Source organism: Zhongshania sp. R06B22 (assembly GCF_040892595.1).
GTDB classification, from domain to species: Bacteria; Pseudomonadota; Gammaproteobacteria; order Pseudomonadales; family Spongiibacteraceae; genus Spongiibacter; species Spongiibacter arctica.
This window is the reverse complement of record NZ_JBFRYB010000001.1, coordinates 2,628,250-2,647,678: the sequence shown is the minus strand read 5'-3', so window position 1 is coordinate 2,647,678 and position 19,429 is coordinate 2,628,250. Positions and strand designations below refer to the sequence as shown.

19 protein-coding genes are annotated in these 19,429 nt (G+C 48.4%); 14 read left to right on the top strand and 5 right to left on the bottom strand.

Translation table 11 applies throughout. From position 1 onward, the window contains the following. Positions 1–10: 10 nt before the first annotated feature. Genes AB4875_RS12050 through recO form a run of 4 tightly spaced genes read left to right on the top strand, consistent with a single transcriptional unit; the run spans position 11 to position 2,716 of the window. Positions 11–382, top strand: a complete 372-nt coding sequence (locus AB4875_RS12050) for a DUF4845 domain-containing protein (protein ID WP_368376303.1) — start codon at positions 11–13, stop codon at positions 380–382. Further along, positions 379–1,062 carry a ribonuclease III gene (gene rnc, locus AB4875_RS12045; protein ID WP_368376302.1) on the top strand — a complete coding sequence of 228 codons (684 nt, stop codon included), beginning with the start codon at positions 379–381 and terminating at the stop codon, positions 1,060–1,062. The genes AB4875_RS12050 and rnc overlap by 4 nt, the downstream gene beginning before the upstream one ends. After that, the gene (gene era, locus AB4875_RS12040) at positions 1,059–1,979 is read left to right on the top strand and encodes a GTPase Era (protein WP_368376301.1); all 921 of its coding nucleotides are present in this window, start codon (positions 1,059–1,061) and stop codon (positions 1,977–1,979) included. Before rnc ends, era begins: the two co-directional genes overlap by 4 nt. Positions 1,980–1,981: 2 nt before the next feature. Continuing rightward, a complete protein-coding gene (gene recO / locus AB4875_RS12035; RefSeq protein WP_368376300.1) occupies positions 1,982–2,716 on the top strand; it encodes a DNA repair protein RecO in 735 nt (244 codons plus the stop codon). Positions 2,717–2,748: 32 nt separating this feature from the next. On the opposite strand, the gene AB4875_RS12030 is transcribed toward recO, so the two are convergent. After that, positions 2,749–5,388, bottom strand: a complete 2,640-nt coding sequence (locus tag AB4875_RS12030) for an ATP-binding protein (protein ID WP_368376299.1) — start codon at positions 5,386–5,388, stop codon at positions 2,749–2,751. Positions 5,389–5,552: 164 nt separating this feature from the next. On the opposite strand from AB4875_RS12030, the gene cysM reads away from it, so the two are divergent. From cysM to mazG, 3 genes are read left to right on the top strand one after another with little or no spacing between them, the layout of a single operon-like run. Continuing rightward, positions 5,553–6,458, top strand: a complete 906-nt coding sequence (gene cysM / locus AB4875_RS12025) for a cysteine synthase CysM (RefSeq protein ID WP_438273525.1) — start codon at positions 5,553–5,555, stop codon at positions 6,456–6,458. Positions 6,459–6,514: 56 nt separating this feature from the next. Further along, positions 6,515–8,752: a GTP diphosphokinase gene (relA, locus tag AB4875_RS12020; RefSeq protein WP_368376298.1), complete on the top strand. Its 2,238-nt coding sequence runs from the start codon at positions 6,515–6,517 to the stop codon at positions 8,750–8,752. Position 8,753: 1 nt separating this feature from the next. Next, the gene (gene mazG / locus AB4875_RS12015) at positions 8,754–9,563 is read left to right on the top strand and encodes a nucleoside triphosphate pyrophosphohydrolase (protein ID WP_368376297.1); all 810 of its coding nucleotides are present in this window, start codon (positions 8,754–8,756) and stop codon (positions 9,561–9,563) included. 65 nt (positions 9,564–9,628) lie between these two features. Here the strand turns inward: mazG and AB4875_RS12010 are convergent, their stop codons facing one another. After that, positions 9,629–9,964, bottom strand: coding sequence for a type 1 pili tip component (locus tag AB4875_RS12010; protein ID WP_368376296.1), 336 nt, complete (start codon positions 9,962–9,964; stop codon positions 9,629–9,631). Between the two features lie 420 nt (positions 9,965–10,384). Between AB4875_RS12010 and adk the strand changes: the two genes are divergently transcribed. After that, entirely contained in the window at positions 10,385–11,032 is a 648-nt protein-coding gene (gene adk / locus AB4875_RS12005; RefSeq protein WP_368376295.1) for an adenylate kinase, read from the top strand. A gap of 871 nt (positions 11,033–11,903) precedes the next feature. On the opposite strand, the gene AB4875_RS12000 is transcribed toward adk, so the two are convergent. Further along, positions 11,904–12,395 (bottom strand): hypothetical protein, encoded by a 492-nt coding sequence (locus tag AB4875_RS12000; RefSeq protein WP_368376294.1) that lies wholly within the window; start codon positions 12,393–12,395, stop codon positions 11,904–11,906. On the opposite strand from AB4875_RS12000, the gene AB4875_RS11995 reads away from it, so the two are divergent. Continuing rightward, positions 12,382–12,828 (top strand): histone H1-like repetitive region-containing protein, encoded by a 447-nt coding sequence (locus AB4875_RS11995; protein WP_368376293.1) that lies wholly within the window; start codon positions 12,382–12,384, stop codon positions 12,826–12,828. The genes AB4875_RS12000 and AB4875_RS11995 overlap by 14 nt on opposite strands. Before the next feature lie 70 nt (positions 12,829–12,898). On the opposite strand, the gene mobA is transcribed toward AB4875_RS11995, so the two are convergent. Continuing rightward, positions 12,899–13,489, bottom strand: coding sequence for a molybdenum cofactor guanylyltransferase MobA (mobA, locus tag AB4875_RS11990; protein WP_368376292.1), 591 nt, complete (start codon positions 13,487–13,489; stop codon positions 12,899–12,901). A 140-nt stretch (positions 13,490–13,629) separates the two neighbouring features. Between mobA and tsaB the strand changes: the two genes are divergently transcribed. Genes tsaB through AB4875_RS11970 form a run of 4 tightly spaced genes read left to right on the top strand, consistent with a single transcriptional unit; the run spans position 13,630 to position 17,363 of the window. Continuing rightward, on the top strand, positions 13,630–14,313 hold the full coding sequence (gene tsaB, locus AB4875_RS11985) for a tRNA (adenosine(37)-N6)-threonylcarbamoyltransferase complex dimerization subunit type 1 TsaB (RefSeq protein ID WP_368376291.1): 684 nt from the start codon (positions 13,630–13,632) through the stop codon (positions 14,311–14,313). A 25-nt stretch (positions 14,314–14,338) separates the two neighbouring features. Further along, entirely contained in the window at positions 14,339–15,139 is an 801-nt protein-coding gene (locus AB4875_RS11980; protein WP_368376290.1) for an undecaprenyl-diphosphate phosphatase, read from the top strand. Positions 15,140–15,160: 21 nt separating this feature from the next. Continuing rightward, positions 15,161–16,063, top strand: coding sequence for an NAD(P)-dependent oxidoreductase (locus AB4875_RS11975; RefSeq protein ID WP_368376289.1), 903 nt, complete (start codon positions 15,161–15,163; stop codon positions 16,061–16,063). Continuing rightward, positions 16,056–17,363: a M18 family aminopeptidase gene (locus tag AB4875_RS11970; protein ID WP_368376288.1), complete on the top strand. Its 1,308-nt coding sequence runs from the start codon at positions 16,056–16,058 to the stop codon at positions 17,361–17,363. The genes AB4875_RS11975 and AB4875_RS11970 overlap by 8 nt, the downstream gene beginning before the upstream one ends. Before the next feature lie 52 nt (positions 17,364–17,415). On the opposite strand, the gene AB4875_RS11965 is transcribed toward AB4875_RS11970, so the two are convergent. Continuing rightward, positions 17,416–18,210 carry an enoyl-CoA hydratase/isomerase family protein gene (locus AB4875_RS11965; protein ID WP_368376287.1) on the bottom strand — a complete coding sequence of 265 codons (795 nt, stop codon included), beginning with the start codon at positions 18,208–18,210 and terminating at the stop codon, positions 17,416–17,418. A gap of 103 nt (positions 18,211–18,313) precedes the next feature. Between AB4875_RS11965 and AB4875_RS11960 the strand changes: the two genes are divergently transcribed. Beyond that, a complete protein-coding gene (locus AB4875_RS11960; RefSeq protein ID WP_368376286.1) occupies positions 18,314–19,411 on the top strand; it encodes a tRNA-queuosine alpha-mannosyltransferase domain-containing protein in 1,098 nt (365 codons plus the stop codon). Positions 19,412–19,429: the final 18 nt, after the last annotated feature.

The window sequence follows — 19,429 nt, the reverse complement described above, 5'->3', positions numbered from 1 at the left end:
GACAACAACGATGAAAGCAAAACAAGCTGGTATAGGGATGATTCCCACGGTGCTGATATTGGGCACGGTGATTATATTTGCTACGGTTGGCGTAAAGTTAATGCCTATTTACGTTGATTACTGGACCTTGACGCGAATTCTCGAGGATGTCGCTAGTGAGGAACGGGACAGTGACCCAACACCGGCTGGCGTTCGTCGTGATATTTCTGGACGCTTTCTGACCAATCGAGTGGAAGCTATTTCCTTGCGAGATATTAAAATAAGCAATGATAAAAAGGGCGTTGTGATCGATGCTCGCTACGAAAAGAGAACCCCATTAATATTCAATATTGATGCTGTGGTTCGCTTTGATGACGCACTTTATGTGGTGCCCCGGCGTTGAACTTAAAAACCCCTGACGAGTTATGTCAGAAGATTGGCTATCAATTTAAAGATGAGTCATTGCTTGCAATGGCCATCACCCACCGTAGCTTTAGTGCAAACAACAATGAGCGTATTGAGTTTTTGGGAGACTCCCTCCTCAATATGATTATTGCTGAGGTTTTGTATGAGCGTTTTCCAAATCTGCGTGAGGGCGAGCTGAGTCGCATTCGTGCTCTTTTGGTGAGTGGTAAGACCTTGGCTGAACTAGCCACGGAATTCGATTTAGGTAGTTTTTTACGACTGGGGGCTGGTGAAAAAAACACCGGTGGTCATCGTCGTAACTCTACGCTTGCTGATGCCGTTGAGGCATTGATAGGTGCTATTTTTATAGAAGCTGGATTTGATGTGTGCCGCGAACGGGTGCTGGCTTGGTTTGATTCTCGGCTTACGGTACTTAATCCAGAGTCTAGTCACAAAGATGCGAAAACTAAGCTCCAAGAGTTTTTACAGGCGCGCAAGTTGCCTTTACCTGATTATCAGCTTCTAGATACCGAAGGTGCTGATCATCAACAAACGTTTATAGTGAGTTGTTCGGTATCGTTATTAACATCAGCGATATCGGCTTCGGGTAGCAGCCGTCGCAAGGCCGAGCAAGCCGCCGCTAAAAAAGTGCTGACCGCCTTAAAGGATACCGAATGAGTAATGAAGAGCCCAATGATATGAGTACGCAACGCTGTGGTTTTATAGCCATTGTAGGACGCCCAAATGTGGGTAAGTCAACTTTGCTTAATCATATCCTTGGGCAGAAGATTAGTATCACTTCTCGTAAGCCGCAAACCACTAGGCACCAAGTGCTAGGTATTAAAACCGACGGCGCGAATCAGTTTATATATGTTGATACGCCAGGTTTACACGTCAAAGAAGAGAAGGCCCTGAATCGCTACATGAATCGCGCGGCGAGTTCCGCGATGAAGGATGTCGATTTAGTATTATTCCTAGTGGACAGGGATCGCTGGACTGAAGACGATGAACTGGTCTTGCGCAATCTTAAAAATGCGCATTGCCCAGTTGTTCTTGTTATCAATAAAGTCGATCGGCTCGATAATAAGGGCCAATTATTGCCCCTTATCCAGAATTTGCAGGCTAGGCACACTTTTGATGACGTGGTCCCAGTGTCCGCTTTACGCGGCCATAATCGGGAGGAGCTGGAAGCGGTTATCGCACGATTTTTACCTGAAAAAGTGCATATGTATCCTGAAGATCAAATTACTGATCGCAGTGAGCGCTTTTTGGCTGCTGAGTTGGTGCGAGAAAAAATCATGCGTCAGCTAGGTGAAGAAATTCCCTACTCGATGACCGTAGAAATTGAAGAGTTTAAAGCCTCTCCACGTCTATTGGAGATCAGCGCTTTAATTCTGGTGGAGCGCGACGGCCAGAAGAAAATTATTATTGGTGAAGGCGGTAGCCGTTTGCGGCAAATCGGCACTGAAGCCCGTAAAGATATGGAAATTGCATTCGATAATAAGGTGATGTTGCGTCTATGGGTTAAGGTTAAGTCTGGATGGGCGGATGATGAGCGTGCATTGCGCAGTCTTGGTTACAACGATTTTAAATAACTATGAACCGCGTTGAGGGCGCTCCGTGTTTTGTTCTACACTTGCGCCCCTACCGCGATACTAGTGCCTTAGTTGATTTATTTAGCTTAGAGCACGGTCGTTTTACCTGCGTGGCAAAAGGCTTGCGAGGGGCGGGGCGTTCACGGCAGCAGTGGCGGGCTGCGCTTCAGGCGTTTAATCTCGTCTCTGTAAGTTGGCAGGGGCGCGGCGAGCTTAAGACCCTTCTAGATGCCCAGCATCAGCGAAGCTACGCCCTCAAGGGCCGGGCGCTGTATTGTGGTTTTTATATTAATGAGTTGTTAGAACGGCTGCTGTTCCGCCATGATCCCCACCCCGACGTGTTTCTCAGTTACACCCACTGTCTAAGTTGCCTTGAGCTTGATGCGACCTTTGAGCCGACGCTTAGGCGCTTTGAATTTAGTTTGTTAGAGTCTCTAGGTTACGGTGTGAATTTCGCTAGCTGTGCACACAGTGACGATGCGGTCCGAGAAGAAGGCTATTATCGATTTAATATCGGTGAAGGCTTTGTTCCCGTACCGGTTGGTGCCCCGGGCTTAGTATTTTTAGGTGCTGATTTATTGCATTTGGCTGCTGATGACTTTAGTGCCGATGCCTTAAATGCGGCGAAGAAGTTAGCTCGGCAAGTGTTACAGCCATTGTTAGGCAGCAAACCCTTGCAGAGTAGGGCGCTGTTTAAGTCTGGCGCGGTGCCTAGCATTGCGCGTGAGCAAGACTAGCTGCACTGCCAGCCTCTACTCCGCTTATGGTGTTAAATGTCGAATACAACGCCAAGATCGTGAGCTTCTTGCCAGACCAGTAAATCATCAATGGCACTAATTAACGCGGTGGTTTGGATTTCGTATGTGCCCTTGTTTTCTAGCGCTTTTTCAAGTTCAAGAACCCGTTGTTTAAGCGCTGGTGTGCCAGTGTAACAACAGGCACCTTTTAAGTTGTGGGTTATAACACCAAGCTGATCAAAATCCCTGTGTTGTATTGCTAGCAAGGTATGTTTTCGTTGCTCGGGCAGTGTTTCCAGCAACATCTTCAGCATGTCTGCCGCAAGCTGTGGGCGGTTTTTGGTTAGTTGAAGACATTCTTTGATATCGACAGGCCTTGCTTGCTCGATACTACTCGTGGCTGCGCTCAAGTGTTTGCTAAGCAGTGCCGCAAGCTGGCGCTCTGAAATTGGTTTGCTGAAGTAGTCGTTTATGCCCGCATCGCGCAATTGTGACGGGTTGTCGGGTGACAAGTAGGCGGACAGGGCAATGATGGGTGTATCGGTATTGAGTCCATCTTTGCGAATGCACTTGCTCGTTTCTATGCCATCCATTTGCGGCATTTGTATATCCATAAAAATCAGATCGAAGTGTTTTTCGCGACACTGCTGTAAAGCCTCTGCACCATTTTGTGCAAAGTGGGTGCGAATGGCCATATCGTCTAAGAAATTGCCCAATATATGTAAATTTGAGGGGTTGTCATCGACCGCTAAAATATTAGTATTGGGGAAACGAGCGGCCTGTTTTCGGCTTGCTGAATTATGCTCTAAGCCTTTGTAAAGAGCGTCGAATAATTTAACGTGAGAAAAAGGTTTGCTCAGGTAAGTACGCCCAGCAAGATCACTTTTCTGCTCTTTGTAAGGAGTGATAATGACGGCAGAACGATCCAGCTCGGAGAGTAATTTGTGGAAGTCAGCGCTATTATCGCTGCTAATTAGACAGTAATCGCTAGGTGCTAAGTCGTCAATATTGCTGCAGTGATGAACCTTAAGTCCCCAAGATAAAAGTAAGGACTTCAATGCTTGGGTTTGGAGTTCGCTGCGATCGTATAAGGCGATTGATTTACCGCTTAGAACGCTGAAATCACGCAGTTTTATGGTGTTAGTGCTGGTCGGCAGATTTAATGTAAGCCAGAATGTAGCGCCTTGGCCAGGTTCACTGACAATGCCGATCTCACCGCCCATCTGTTCTATCAAGCGTTTAACAATCACTAATCCGAGGCCGGTGCCACCGTATTGGCGGGTGATAGAGGCGTCTGCTTGGCTGAAGTCTTTGAATACCTCTTGTTGTTGTTCCTTGGATAGGCCAATCCCAGTGTCGCTGATTTGAATTGTTACTTCGGCGTTTTCGCTGCTTTGTTGTTTGCTTAATATTGAAACTTTGATATGACCTGCTGGCGTAAATTTTATTGCATTGTTGATCAAGTTTGTCAGGATTTGCCTTAGTCTTAGGCCATCTGTCACTACCGCTTCTGGGCTGCCAGCTTCAATAATTAAAGCCAGCTCGAGGTCTTTTTCAATGGCACTGGGTGCAAGAAGCTGTAAGGTGTCTTCAACGGCCTCTCGAAGATTAACCGGGGCATTATCTAATACTAGTTTGCCGGCTTCTAACTTTGAAAAATCAAGGATGTCGTTAATAATTGTTAACAGACTATTGGCTGAGTTGTGAATGGTTTCGATAGCTTCGCGCTGGCGAACTTCCATTTCAGATTTAAGTAGAATTTTACTAAAGCCGATTATTCCGCTGAGTGGGGTGCGGATTTCATGGCTGGTATTTGCTAGAAATTCCGATTTTATCCGGCTGGCATTTACGGCTTCTCGACGTGCTAGATCTAACTCAATATTTTGGACTTCTACGGTTTCGAGGGTTTCACGCAGATCGATATTAGTCTGCTCAATACTGCGTTGAAGTTCTTGTAACTCATTTTGATGGGCATTATTTAGCAGATTGAGCTCTTCGGCAATTTCATTAAATTCATCGTTCTCGGGTATGTGTGCATGGAAATTTCGAGAGCCGGTGGCCATCTTGCGAATAGTTTGACGCAGGGTGGTGAGGTCTGCCGCTAGTGATTGATTGATATAACTGGTTAGCCCCACACAAATAATAAAAGCGATAACCAAAAATACCGTGCCTATCAGCAGCGTCTGGTATTGCTGTATTTTTAAATGGCGCCAGTCGAATTGCATTACGACCCAGCCGACGATGGGTGTGGCGGCTTGCGAGCTGAGTGATGGCGAGAACACCGGCTGAGTGATAAGTAGGCCATCCTCCAGGTACTCGTATTGCGCATGTGTCTCACCGGGATTCATTTTGATTATGGATAAGTCAGATTTTGGTCCGGCGTGGGTAATAATATCCATATCCGCAGTATAAATTGCGATGGCTTTGACCGCAGTTTCTTCCAGCGCGGCAGAGGTAATCGCCGCGAGGGTGTTGTTGTGACCGGCGGTGAGGACATGCTCGGTGAGGACGGCAAGTTGTTCACTTGAGGATTTGGCCCGCTCCGTCATGAGCTTCCGCAACTCATCGATTTGGCTGATCATCAGGTAGGAGCTGAGGGCCAATGATAAAGCGAGTATCGGCAGTAGACCCATAACCAAGATCAATCTTCTTATTCCCAATCGCACTGGCATTGCCTGGTGGAGCCTTTTAGTGTTGCGGTGGTATTATCATGACCGAAAATTGCGGTCGCTGCTATGCGGCGTAAGCTTGCAGGTCATTTCCTGAGACTATTTACTTGGGCCATTAGTGTTAAAATACCTAGGCGATACCGACATATAAGGTTCAGGCTGTAATTATGAATGAATTTCCGACTATTGATCAATTTATCGGTAACACGCCGTTAGTGCGTTTGCAGCGCCTGGGAAGGGGCAGCAGTAACACTATTTTGGTGAAGCTAGAGGGTAATAACCCTGCCGGGTCTGTGAAAGATCGTGCAGCAATGAACATGATTTTACGAGCTGAGCAGCGCGGTGATATTAGTCCGGGCGACACCTTGATTGAAGCCACCAGTGGTAACACCGGGATCGCTTTAGCGATGGCGGCTGCAATCAAGGGCTATAAAATGGTATTGATTATGCCCAGCCATATGAGCGCTGAACGCAAATTGGCGATGGCGGCATACGGCGCAGAATTGCTAGAGGTTTCGCAGGCAACAGGCATGGAAGGTGCTAGAGATTTGGCCTTAGCAATGCAAGCCGAAGGCAAAGGCAAGGTTCTTGATCAATTTTCCAATTGTGATAACCCGCAGGCGCATTACGAGGGAACCGGGCCGGAAATTTGGCGTCAAACTGGCGGACGTATTACGCATTTTGTTAGCTCGATGGGGACAACGGGCACCATTATGGGCGTATCTCGGTATTTGAAAGAGCAAAACCCGTCCGTTGAGATTATTGGCCTGCAGCCAGATGGTTGCTCAAGCATTCCCGGTATTCGACGTTGGCCAGAGGCGTATTTACCCAGTATCTATGATGCCGTGCGGGTAGATCGTGTGATTGATATGGATCAGCACACTGCAGAGATCACTATGCGTGCGATGGCCGTAGAAGAAGGGATTTTTTGCGGCGTGTCGTCAGGTGGTTCTGTTGCTGCCGCACTGCGTGTTAGCGAGTCAGTAGAGAATGCAGTGATTGTCGCTATTGTTTGTGATCGCGGTGACCGCTATCTATCAACCGGTGTTTTTGATAAGACACTGGAGAAATAAAGTTGGCTAAGAGAATATAAAAGTCACAGGACCTATATGTTAGTGAGCAAGTAGCGATGGTTAAGGTAAGGGAAGACTTTCCGTTGTTAGACAACGGAAACGTTGATATCGCTGCTTGGATAGCGCGGTTGCCGGTGGATAGGCAGGTGATCCACACTGCGGATTTGCAGCGTGCGTTTGAATTGGCCGAACATTGTGCGGCTAATTCGGCGCCACTTGTTCAGGGCAAGGTCGATTATTTCTCTAGTTTTTATACCGCCTTGGAAATGGTTGAGATACTGGCCGATCTTCATCTTGATCAGGACAGCCTTATTGCCGCGACTTTATTTCGTGCGGTACGAGAAGACCGTCTATCTATCGCTGAACTGGAACAGCAATTTGGCCGCCCGGTCGCAAAGTTAGTCGATGGTGTACTGGGCATGGCGGCGATATCCAAGGTAAATGCCGAGCTCGATGCGCCGGTATTGGGTCAGTCTGAAGCCCAGAGCGAGACTATTCGAAAAATGCTGGTCGCTTTAGTCGACGATGTGCGCGTAGCGCTCATTAAGCTTGCTGAAAGAACCTCTGCTATTCGTTCCGTCAAAAACAGGCCGGAAAAGCGCTATCGAGTCGCCCGTGAAGTAGCGGATATTTATGCGCCGCTGGCACATCGTTTGGGTATTGGTCATATTAAGTGGGAACTTGAGGATCTTTCCTTCCGTTACTTGCAGCCCCTTGCGTATAAAAAAATTGCAAAGCTATTGGCCGAAAAAAGACTAGATCGACAACTCTATATTGACGACGCCATCGATGTTCTCGGCAAGGCGCTTAACGCCGACAATATCCAGGCCGACATCGCTGGCCGCGTTAAACATATTTATAGTATCTGGCGAAAAATGCAGCGCAAAGGTATCGGCTTCTCTCAAGTTTATGATATTCGTGCCCTGAGGGTGCTAGTGCCAGATGCAAAGGCTTGCTATGCCGCATTAGGCGTAGTCCATGGGCTGTGGCGAAACATTCCCAATGAATTTGATGACTATATCGCGACCCCTAAGGAAAATGGCTATCGCTCATTACACACCGCGGTGATTGGACCCGACGGCAAGGTGTTGGAAATACAAATCCGCACGCGCTCCATGCACGATGAAGCCGAGTTTGGGGTTTGTTCGCATTGGATGTACAAGGGTACGGATCGCGGCGCTAAAACCACCAATAGTTATGATGAAAAAATAGCATGGTTACGTCAGGTTCTAGACTGGCATGAGGAAAGTGGCAGCAGTAGTGATGTCGCCGAGCAATTTACCAGCGCGCAAGATCGAGTCTACGTTTTTACGCCAGACGGTCATGTGGTGAATCTGCAAAACGGCGCAACGCCCTTAGATTTCGCATACCACATTCATACCGAGGTCGGTAATCGCTGTCGGGGCGCTAAGGTTAACGGTCGTATCGTGCCCTTAACGTACACGCTAAAAACCGGCGAACGGGTTGAGATTCTCACAGGCAAAGAAAGTGAGCCGCGCCGAGATTGGCTGCAAAGCAATCTCGGTTATTTAAAAACATCTCGGGCGCGCACCAAAGTTCAGCATTGGTTTCGTTTGCAAGCCAAAGAAGACAATATTATTGCCGGCCGGGCACTGCTAGATAAGGAATTTAAGCGCCTCGCCTTGAATAGTATTGATTACAAATATCTTGCCGATCAGATGCACTGCCCCAGTGTGGATGATATGTACGCTTCAGTTGGCGCAGGCGAAATCAGCATGTTTCAGCTGATTCGTGCAGCGAATAACCTGGCCGGACGCGAAGATGACAAAGGCCAGTCAATGTTGCGCTTGCGTCCCGCAAGCACCAAGCAAAATGATGGTAGTCAGGTCCGTATTAGCGGTGTGGGTAATTTGATGACTTATTTTGCACGCTGCTGTAAGCCTTTACCCGGTGAGGGAATCACCGGGTATATCACCGTTGGTCGCGGTGTCAGCGTGCATCGTCAAGACTGTAATAAATTACTGCAACTGCAGAGCGTAGAGCCTCAGCGGATCATTACGGTTGGTTGGGCCGAAGCGCAAATTGATACTTATCCGGTTGATATCGAGCTGCAGGCTTATGATCGGCAGGGATTGTTGCGCGATATTACCCAGCAACTGGCCACTGAAAAGGTCAATGTTGTGTCATTGAATACCGTGACAGATACCGCGAATCACATGGCTACCATGACGATTAGATTAGAAATCCAAGATCTCGCCACCTTGTCAGATGTATTAAGTCGACTCAATGGTCTACCCAATGTTGTTGGCGTAAAGCGAATTCGAGAGGGCTGAGATGAGCTATACCATAGCGGATTTGCAATACCTGATGGCGAGGTTGCGCGATCCCGAGGCTGGCTGCCCCTGGGACTTAAAGCAAACCCCAATGACGGTCATTCCCCATACGCTAGAAGAAGTCTATGAGTTGGTGGATGCGATAGAGCAGGGGGATACGCCGCAGATTCAGCAAGAGCTAGGCGACGTCTTATTTCAAGTGATTTTTTATAGTCAGCTAGCGGCGGAGCAAGACCAGTTTGATTTTTCGAATGTGGTCAATGATATTGTCGCTAAGTTATTGCGACGTCACCCCCATGTCTTCCCCGAAGGCACATTGCAATCGCGCAGATCCACCGGTGCTCCTGACGATGAGGCGATTAAAGCGCGTTGGGAGGAAATTAAGCAAAGCGAACGTACACAAAAGTCACAGCATAGCGCGCTGGATGATGTCCCCCAAGCTCTGCCAGCGCTAACTAGGGCGACCAAATTGCAGAAGCGTGCCGCTCAGGCTGGCTTCGATTGGCGAGAGCTTACAAGTGTCATCACGGCACTGCGAGAAGAGTTAGATGAACTTGAAGAAGCTATTGCCATCGGTGAGCCCCCCGCTATTGCTGATGAAATGGGCGATGTGCTTTTCTCTGCTGTAAATCTTAGCCGACACCTTGACTTAGACGCGGAAGCGACCACGCGTGCTGCCTGCAGAAAATTTGAACGACGGTTTCGGTTTGTAGAGCAGCGCTGTATTGAAATGGGTGTTAGCGGCGCAAACGGAGCCGCAGACCCCCAGTTAGAGCTGTTTTGGACAGAGGCAAAGGCGGCGGGGCTCTAGTTCTGAGCTAGAAGCTGGCTATTGTCAGTGCCTGTCCATAATTGGGCCAGCTGGCGCTTTGCGTCTTATTGGTTATCTGAGTGTTTATAGTGGTTCAAATGCTTTTCGGTCAATAACAAATAACGAGGAGTCGGGCCGATATCTTCATAAAGCGGGTCACCTTGCTCGTCGAATGCCACAACCTTTGGACCTTGGCGGTAGGGCATGACACTTTCCATTTCATCGAGCGCGGCCGTAAGTAGGTCGGTGATCAGTTCCTCTATATTCCGTCGCGGATAAAGCTCTGCCAGTGCATTTAACCTAGCGGCATCTTTAATAGAAAGGCGTACGTCATAATTTTCTGCGGTTAGGGTACCACCTGCTGTTTCTTCCCAAAGTGATAATAATTCTCGCACTTTCATAAATAAGGTTCCTGTCATCTGGAGGCGAAATAGACAATATTTACTTCCCAAGAAATAATACCTAGCACCGACATAATTTTGCCAGCACTATCGGAGTAAATAGTTTCAGAAATTCTTTGGAACTCTATTTCGAATGGCCTCGTTTATTGTTTTTCGCTGCTGTCGCAATACAGTATGGTTTATTTAATGGAGATCGCTTTTAAAATTTTTGAGGGTGAGCAGGGTGTTCTGGCATAGCAATTGCGATGCTTGGCATAATGGTTGGTCCCGAATTATCCGCTCAGATAGATATTTGCAGTGCTTAGTGGGCCGCTAACTCTTGTGTGGCGGGCGATTGCTGTGTATCGTTGTTGGCTTTTGCTGCGGCGGCCCCTACGCTGCAGGCTTTGAATTCGCAACCTTCTTGGGGAGTTTCCCGCTATGCGCGTTATATTGTTAGGGCCCCCTGGGGCTGGTAAAGGCACTCAGGCTCAGTTTATTTCGGAAAAATTCGCTATTCCGCAGATCTCCACTGGGGATATGCTGCGTGCAGCCGTTAAAGCCGGTTCGCCACTAGGTTTGCAAGTAAAAGAAGTCATGGCTACTGGCGGCCTGGTTTCTGACGAAACCATTATTGACCTAGTCAAAGAACGTATTACTCAGGAAGATTGCAAGAATGGCTTTCTGTTTGATGGCTTCCCTCGCACAATTCCTCAGGCACAAGCATTGATTAATGCGGGCGTCATAATCGACAGCGTGGTTGAGATTGCTGTCGAAGATGAAGATATAGTGATGCGTATGAGCGGTCGTCGCACCCATGAAGGCTCTGGCCGGACCTATCACCTTGTATACAACCCACCCAAGCAAGAGGGTGTTGACGATGTGACGGGTGAAACACTAATACAGCGTGAAGACGACAAAGAAGACACAGTTCGAAATCGTCTTAATATTTATCATGAGCAAACAAAGCCACTGGTTTCGTTCTACAGCAACTTAGAAGGCGAGCATGCGCCAAAGTATTGCCGTATTGAGGGCGTGGGTAGCGTCGCCGAGATTACTCGCCGCGTATTTGAATCCCTCGACTCATAAGAAACATAGTAGTCATCAAAAAGGCACCTTCGGGTGCCTTTTTTGTTTTAGCTAATCAATTCTTAGTCCTAATACGAATACAGAGAAAAATAGCGGCGCTAGCTTCTCAGCGGCGGAGAATCCAATACTTCTTGGTCTGTGCTCTGTTGTCGAGCTTATAACTCTGGGTTCTGAGTCCAGGCTTTCAGCCCGCGTATCCAAACTAATCTGTCGACACCGTAATTGCTGTTCGCAATTAAATAATGCCAAACATTTTTAACGCGCAGGAATCAGCTCAGATAGATGGGGATTGCTAAGATCATCTGGCGTATATTTCCGCACTGGCAAGCGTGGTTCGTTAATATTGGGAGCCTAATATTAGCGGAATCATTACTGATGTCGCTTTATGATATTCCCAAGCGCAATGTCTCCGTCGGATTAATTGTCGCGAAAAGGTCGAGGCTTCCGCATTAGAGCTTGCTTTGATTAAGGGACAGTAAGTGTTGATTTTTCTATCGCGTTTGGGGATAGCCAAATGACTGTTAGTCTATACCGCTAAAATGCTAATCAGTCTTGCTGCTGATGTAAGAAAAACGTGGATATTATGTGTCCAATTTTTGCTGTCGAGTATTTATAAACACGTGAAGAACTCGACGGCAAAGTGAAGGAGTTTTTTGGCGAAAATGGTGAACAATCTGTTTCTTTATATTCCCTGCCAAATGATAGTGAAAGTCATCAAAATCACAGATTTTCTCTTTGCGGACCATTTTTGGCAGAAATAAACGTAAATTTTGGATAAATTTTAGGAAAAAGGCGTTTATTAAAAGACTTTTTTTTGCGTTGGTTATTATATGTGCTATTTTTATTGCCATGAATATTAGTATTGTCATCGTCAAGGAGAATAAATGATGCCAGCCAGTAAAGCCACAGTAAAAAAAGCGCCCGCTAAACGTAAACCACGGGCTAAAAATGTGATCTTAACAAACCCGATTGTAACCAAAGCCGAAGAGGGTTTGAAAAAGGTCGAGGCGATGGTAGCAAATGAGCGCAAAGCACTTGCCGCTGCAAAAGCGAAAGTAGATGCAGCTCGTGTAAAAGCGAAAAAGACGGCTCGTGCAGCGGACAAAAATGCGGTTAAGCGCGCTGCCGCTGCTGCTGAGAAGTTAAATGCGAAGCTGAAAATTAGTCGTGCTAAGGTCGCTGAGACTAAAGCCGCGGTTGCCAATGCAAAAGCATTAGCTCGTATCAAGGCCTCAGAATCTGCGGTTAAGCAGAAGATCGAAGAGCGTTCTACCGCGCTGGCTAGTAAAGTCGATTCGGACTTGGCTAAGGCATTAAAACTGTTTGAGCAACGCTTTAAGAAGAAGCGCTTGGCGGCAAACAAACTTAAGCTTGCTTCTATAGAGAAAAAACTGGCGGCTAAGCACAAGCAAGCCGTTAAGCAGCTTGGTGCGAAAATCAGTGACCCCAAATTAGCAGCAGTAGCGAAAGTAAGTGCAAAAGCGACTGTAAAAAAAGCAGTAGCTAAAAAGCCTGCGGCGAAGAAAGTTGCTGCAAAAAAGGCCGTCGCTAAGAAAGCACCTGCCAAAAAGGCTGTTGCTAAGAAAGCGCCAGCTAAAAAAGCACCTGCCAAAAAGACTGTTGCTAAGAAAGTAGTGGCTAAAAAGGCTGTTGCTAAAAAAGCGCCAGCAAAAAAGACAGTAGCTAAGAAAGCTGTTGTTAAAAAAGCGCCAGCTAAGAAAGTGGCTGCCAAGAAAACACCAGCTAAAACCAAGGCGGCTGTTGCGCCTGTTGAGGCACCAAAAGCAGAGTCATAGTTTAAATATTATGCTTTGCAGTAAAAAAGGAGGCGAAAGCCTCCTTTTTTTATGGCCGCTTTAAACTTCGTTATTTAAGTTCTGCTAGTTCGGTGATGGTATTGCAGTTTCTGAATGCAAGTTGTTGGCCACTAAGGTCTGCTTCGACATACTTGTGTTGTTTGTACCACCGATGCACCTGCCGGTTTCCCCTTAATAAGTATTCTTTTAGCGACGATTCTAGCTGCGTGCTTATCAGTGCAAATAAATATTGTTCGCGCTCTCCGTCATTCACATAACAAATGTCGGCATTAGCTGCATTTAGCGCATCTGCTAGCTGATAATAAACGTCCCTAGGTGCGAGTGGGCTGTCGCAGGGTAAAACAAATATAAAGGGGCTGGATGTGTGTGTCATGGCGGCGTAGATGCCCGCCAGCGGGCCCTCATATTCGCTGTTCTCGTCTTGAACGGTTTCTCCGTAAATTTTGTACTGGTCTATATTTCGATTGCAGCTGATTAGCGTGTGCGCAATGTCATCTGGAATAGCGTCTAAGGCATATTCTATAAGCGGGCGCTGCTTCCAGCTGACTAAGCCTTTGTCTTGCCCGTTCATGCGCCGACCTTCGCCACCGGCAAGGATAAGTGCGGTAACATCCTTTGTGTGGATCGTGTTTTTCGACATAATTACTTCCCGTGATCACTACGTGTATCCGCCAGTGCTATTTTTGCGCATCTCAAACTCTGCCGAGCCCGGTGATGTGCGATATGGTATTATTCTGCGGCATTCGAACCCCGAACAATTACCGTTTTACGGCTGAATTAATGACAAGTTTACTCGCGATCGAAGCTTCAACAGAAGCATGTTCCGTTGCTTTACTCCATAAAGGTCGGCAAACAGAAGATTTTCGGCTTTTACCCCGCGCTCACACCCGCTATTTGCTGCCAATGATTGATCAGATACTGTCTGAGAAAGGCATTTGTTTAAGCGATCTTGATGCCATTGGATTTTCTGCAGGCCCAGGTTCGTTTACTGGCTTGCGAGTCTGTGCCGGTGTTGTTCAAGGCCTAGCTTTTGCTGCGGAGAAACCGGTGGTGGCGGTCTCTACATTGCAGGCCATCGCGCAGGGCGAAGCTGATTGTTTGGAGTTAGCCGATGGCGACATACTACTGCCAGCCTTAGATGCGCGAATGGATGAGCTTTACTGGGGGCAGTATCGCTATCTTAACGGTTTTGCGGAGCTCATTGCTGAGGATAGCCTGCGTTCGCCCGAGTCGATTCACATAGCCGCTTCGGAGGGCGCCATCTTCGGGTTTGGCAGCGGTTGGGTTTATGCGCCGCGCTTCGCTCATGGCTTGCCATCTGCCAATGTGAATGCAGAGGTGTATCCACGGGCACAGGCAGTATTAAAACTTGCGGTGCGCGCTTTTGAGCGCGGTGATTATATGAGCGCGGAACAGGCCCAACCCGTTTATATACGCGAAACGGTCGCGTGGCAAAAATCTTAAATTAATATCAAGGAAGTTTTCGATAATGGATTCATTACGTGCGGTAATTCTTGCTGCTATTCAGGGGTTAACGGAATTTTTACCCGTCTCTAGTTCGGGGCATTTGGTATTACCGCAAACCCTATTGGGTTGGGAAGACCAAGGTTTGGCGTTTGATGTTGCGGTTCATGTTGGCTCATTGCTCGCAGTGCTGTGGTATTTTCGCCTTGAGGTGCGGGATATTTTGGGCGATTGGTTTGGCAGTCTGGCGTCGCGCCAGCAGACGGCAAATAGTCGTCTGGGCTGGATGGTCATTGTCGCCACTATCCCTGCGGTGTTAGCGGGGCTTATCTTTAACGACTTTATTGAAGAGCACCTGCGGTCGGGATACGTGTTGGCGACTACCACGCTTGTTTTTGGGGTGTTGCTTGGCGTTGTAGATCGCTATGCTAAACACGGTAAACAGCTCGCTGACGTCGGCTTGCGTATCGCTATTATTGTTGGCGTTGCCCAAGCCATTGCGCTTATTCCCGGTACCTCGCGCTCGGGTATTACTATTACCGCAGCCTTGATGCTGGGTCTTAATCGCAGTGACTCGGCGCGGTTTTCATTTTTATTGTCTATGCCTATTATTGCTGCGGCAGGGTCCTATAAATTATTGGAACTGTTAGAGAGTAGTGATCCTGTGGCATGGAATTATTTGGCCATTGGCGCGGTGGTGTCGGCCGCAACTGCTTATACCTGTATTCATGTCTTTATGCGCTTGGTCGAGCGCATGGGAATGATGCCATTTGCGATTTATCGGGTATTGCTCGCGGGTCTCTTATTTGCTGTATTAGCCTCCTAAATACTCAGTGGAGAAAGCTCAATGAAAGTTGCGTTTATTGGTTTAGGCACAATGGGCTACCCGATGGCGGGGCATCTGTGTCGAGGCGGATTTTCTCTGTCGATATTTAATCGCAGCACTGAAAAAGCGAAAAGATGGTCCGCAGAATTTGGTATTACCGCTAGTGAATCGATTGCTGAGGCGGTTGGTAATGCGACCGTCGTTGCGGTGTGCCTAGGGGCGGACGAAGATGTGCGGCAGGTATTATGTGCCAAGGATGGCGTGTTTGAATCAATGCCAGCTAATGGCGTGGTTATTGATCATTCGACCACATCGGCGGCGCTTGCCCGCGATATGGCGGCAGTCGCTCAAACATATGGCCATTATTTTATAGACGCGCCGGTTTCCGGTGGGCAAGCGGGTGCAGAGAAGGGCGGTTTAACCGTAATGGCTGGCGGCGACATCGGCGCCTTCACTGCGGTAGAGCCAGTGCTTGCAGCCTATGCGACTCGCTACCAACGCCTAGGTCCATCGGGTTCAGGGCAGTTGGCGAAAATGGTCAATCAGATTTGTATTGCCGGTTTATTACAGGGTTTGGCCGAAGGTCTACATTTTGGTGAGCAAGCCGGACTCGATATGCCGGCGGTGATCGATGTCATTAGTGGCGGTGCGGCGCAGTCTTGGCAAATGGATAATCGGGCTAAGACCATGCTCAACAAGGAGTTCGATTTTGGCTTCGCCGTGGATTTGATGCGCAAGGATTTGGCTTATGTATTAGATGAGGCACGTCAGCGCCAGCTCAGTTTGCCGGTAACGGCTTTGGTTGATCAATTTTACACTCAGGTTCAGAACCTAGGTGGTGGGCGAAGCGATACGTCTAGTTTGTTGTTGGCTCTCCAAAATTCAATGTCAAATATTCAGGCTGGGAAAACCCGAAATGAGTAATGTGAAGCAATTTAATAAGAATTTATGTGCGTTTATCGATGCCAGTCCGACTCCCTTTCACGCGGTGGAAGAAATGCGCGTGCGTTTACAGCAAGCCGGTTTTAGCGCATTAGATGAGCGGGCTGACTGGCAACTTGAGCCGGGCAAGTCGTATTACCTTATTCGCAATGGTTCTTCTATTGTCGCATTTCGCTGCGGCAAAACGCCTGTCCATGAGTGCGGTTGGCGCATGGTGGGCGCACATACTGACAGCCCTAATTTGAAGGTTAAGCCGGCGCCAGAGTTACATCGTCAGGGCTATTTTCAGCTGGGGGTAGAGGTCTATGGTGGCGCCTTACTCAACCCTTGGTTTGATCGTGACCTCGGCTTAGCGGGCCGGGTAAATTATGAAAATGCCAGCGGCCAGCTGTGTAGTACCTTGATAAACATTAATCGCCCGGTGGGTATTATCCCGAGCTTAGCGATACATCTTGATCGGGAAGCCAATAACAGCCGCTCGGTAAACCCGCAGCGAGATCTTCCGGTGGTGCTATTACAAAGTACTGAACCCAAGGATTTTCGGGCTTTACTTGCAGAAACGCTGGCGCAGCAAGGCGTCAGCGATGTTGCTGCGGTATTGGATTACGAGCTGAGTTTTTACGACTGCCAGCCAGCTGCCATGGTGGGCTGGAATGAGGACTTTATCGCCGCGGCCCGTTTAGACAATCTGCTGTCTTGCTATATCGGCTTAGACGCATTGTTAACTGCGGATAATAGCGAGCACACGGTACTGGTGTGTAGCGATCATGAAGAAGTGGGAAGTCAGTCAGCCGTGGGTGCCCAGGGGCCGATGCTAGAATCGGTGCTTCGCCGCATTGCCGGTAGTGAAACTGCCTGGCAGCGGGCTATCGCCAACTCAATGATGATCTCTGCAGACAACGCTCACGGTATTCATCCTAATTTTAGCGATAAACACGATGGCAATCACGGTCCTCTGCTAAATGCGGGTCCGGTGATAAAAAACAATGTGAACCAACGATACGCTACCAATAGCGAAACGAGCTCGCTATTTCGCCGTTTGTGCGCGAGTTGTGATGTACCGGTGCAAAGTTTTGTTGTGCGTAGTGATATGGCCTGTGGGAGCACTATCGGCCCGCTCACTGCAGCTGCGATTGGAGTGAAAACCTTAGATATCGGCGTACCGACGTTTGCTATGCATTCAATTCGCGAGCTGGCAGGCAGTCAGGATGGGTTTAATTTAAGCAAGGTCTTGGCAGGGTATTATCAATTGAAATCTGTGGTAGATAGCGACCGCTGCTGAAAAAGAACCGCCACTGCAAGCAATTGTGTAGTGGCGGAGTAGTGCTCGCAAATTATTTTGCTGACTTAAAGTCAGGTTTACGCTTTTCAGAAAATGCCAGTAGGCCTTCGCGACCTTCTGGGCTACTAATGCATGTGGCGATGCAGCGGCTTTCAAGTTCTAGCTGGGTTTCCATCGTGTTTGAGTAGCTGCCAAGTAATAGCTCTTTAATTTTACCGTGGGCCATTTGCGGGCCGCTGGCGAGTTTGTTGGCAAGGGCTTCGGCTTCGCTCATAAGATCATCGGCGGCGACGACCTTAGTCAATAAGCCCCAGTCTAGGGCCTCTTGCGCGCTTAGAACGCGGTTAGTCAGCATGAGTTCTTGGGTGCGACGCAAGCCTATAAGCCGCGGTAGATAGACACTTGAGCCACCGTCAGGGCTTGCGCCAATGCCTGTATATGCCATCGTAAATTTTGCTTTTTCAGCGGCGATGACGATGTCGCCCGAGGCCGCTAAGCTAAAACCTGCGCCTGCTGCAGTGCCATTGACGGCAACAATGAGAGGAGCGGTCATACGCGCGAAACGAGAATTCGCTGAATGCAGGCAAGCCGTGATTTCTTTTACTAACAAGCCAATATCGTTACCTGCGGCGTGAAAACTGGGGACATCGCCCCCCGCGCAAAACATTGTTCCGCTCGCCGTGAGAATGACCGCTCGGATGCTAGCATCTTGATCGCAAACCATGGCGACATGCATTAGCTCCTGTGCCATTTCTAAATTGAGACTATTGGCCGCATCGGGGCGATTTAAAGTGATTTTGGCAATGCCGTCGGTATTTTCCCACTGTAAGGTATTGTATTCGCGCATATCAGCATTTCGATCCATATAATAATTTAGGTCAAGAGGGTAATAGAGCCGTGTCTGTGCGTCAATTTACAAAAAAGTTAGTTAGCCTAGGGCTGGTCAAACAATGAGAGTATTGGTGCTATCTGCCTACCATGCGGACAGTCATCGCTGTTGGCTAGATGGCCTCATGAACCATTTGCCGAGTATTGAATGGACGGTGCTGAGCTTGCCAGCTCGATATTTTAGCTGGCGTATACGGGGCAATAGTCTGACTTGGGCCATGCAGCAAAGCGCGCTACTGAGTGAGCCCTATGATGTGATTCTCGCGACCTCGATGACGGATTTGTCGGCGCTGCGTGGCCTGGTACCAGCGCTGAGTCGTATTCCCACGGTGGTATATTTTCATGAGAATCAGTTTAGCTATCCCAAAAATATTCAGCAGCGTGATGGCGTCGAGCCCCAAATACTAAACCTATACACCGCCTTGGCTGCCGACAAAGTACTGTTTAATAGTGAGTATAATCGCAGCACATTATTGCGTGGTGTCGATACCTTGTTGGCTCGCTTACCTGACTTTTCACCGCGCGCCGAAGTGGCGGCTAGGCTAGCTGATTCAGCGGTTTTGCCAGTGGGGTTAGATATAAAACCATGCCTTGAACGGCCAGCGGGTGAGCGTCTAAGTGTGCTCTGGAATCATCGCTGGGAGTACGACAAGGGGCCTGATCGCCTGTTGGCGCTAGTAAAAGAGTGCAATCAGCAGGCACTGCCTATCGATTTCTACATCGCTGGTCAGCAGTTTCGGAATTGCCCTACTGAATTCAAACAGATTGAGGTCCTAATATTAGCGAGTGATTGCTTGGCCCTGCGGCAGTGGGGTTATGTCGTTGACTCCTTGGACTACTCGGCGATGCTGGCTAGCTGCGACGTGGTGTTGTCCACCGCAATACACGACTTTCAAGGTCTATCAGTTTTGCAGGCGGTCGCCATGGGCTGCGTGCCATTAGTTCCGGATCGTCTGTGTTATCCCGAGTGGTTTGGCGGCGCTTATCGCTACCGCAGTGATGATACGCTTGCCCTAGAAGCGATCGCTTGCCGCGAGGCATTGCAGCGGTTGCTGGCGCAAAAACAGCGAGGACGCTTACCGCTGCTTGACGTATCTGCCTTGAGTTGGCAGACCTTGGCACCGCAGTATTTAGACGTTTTCGAGGGGCTTTTGAATTAAGCGCTGTTTGTACTGAGG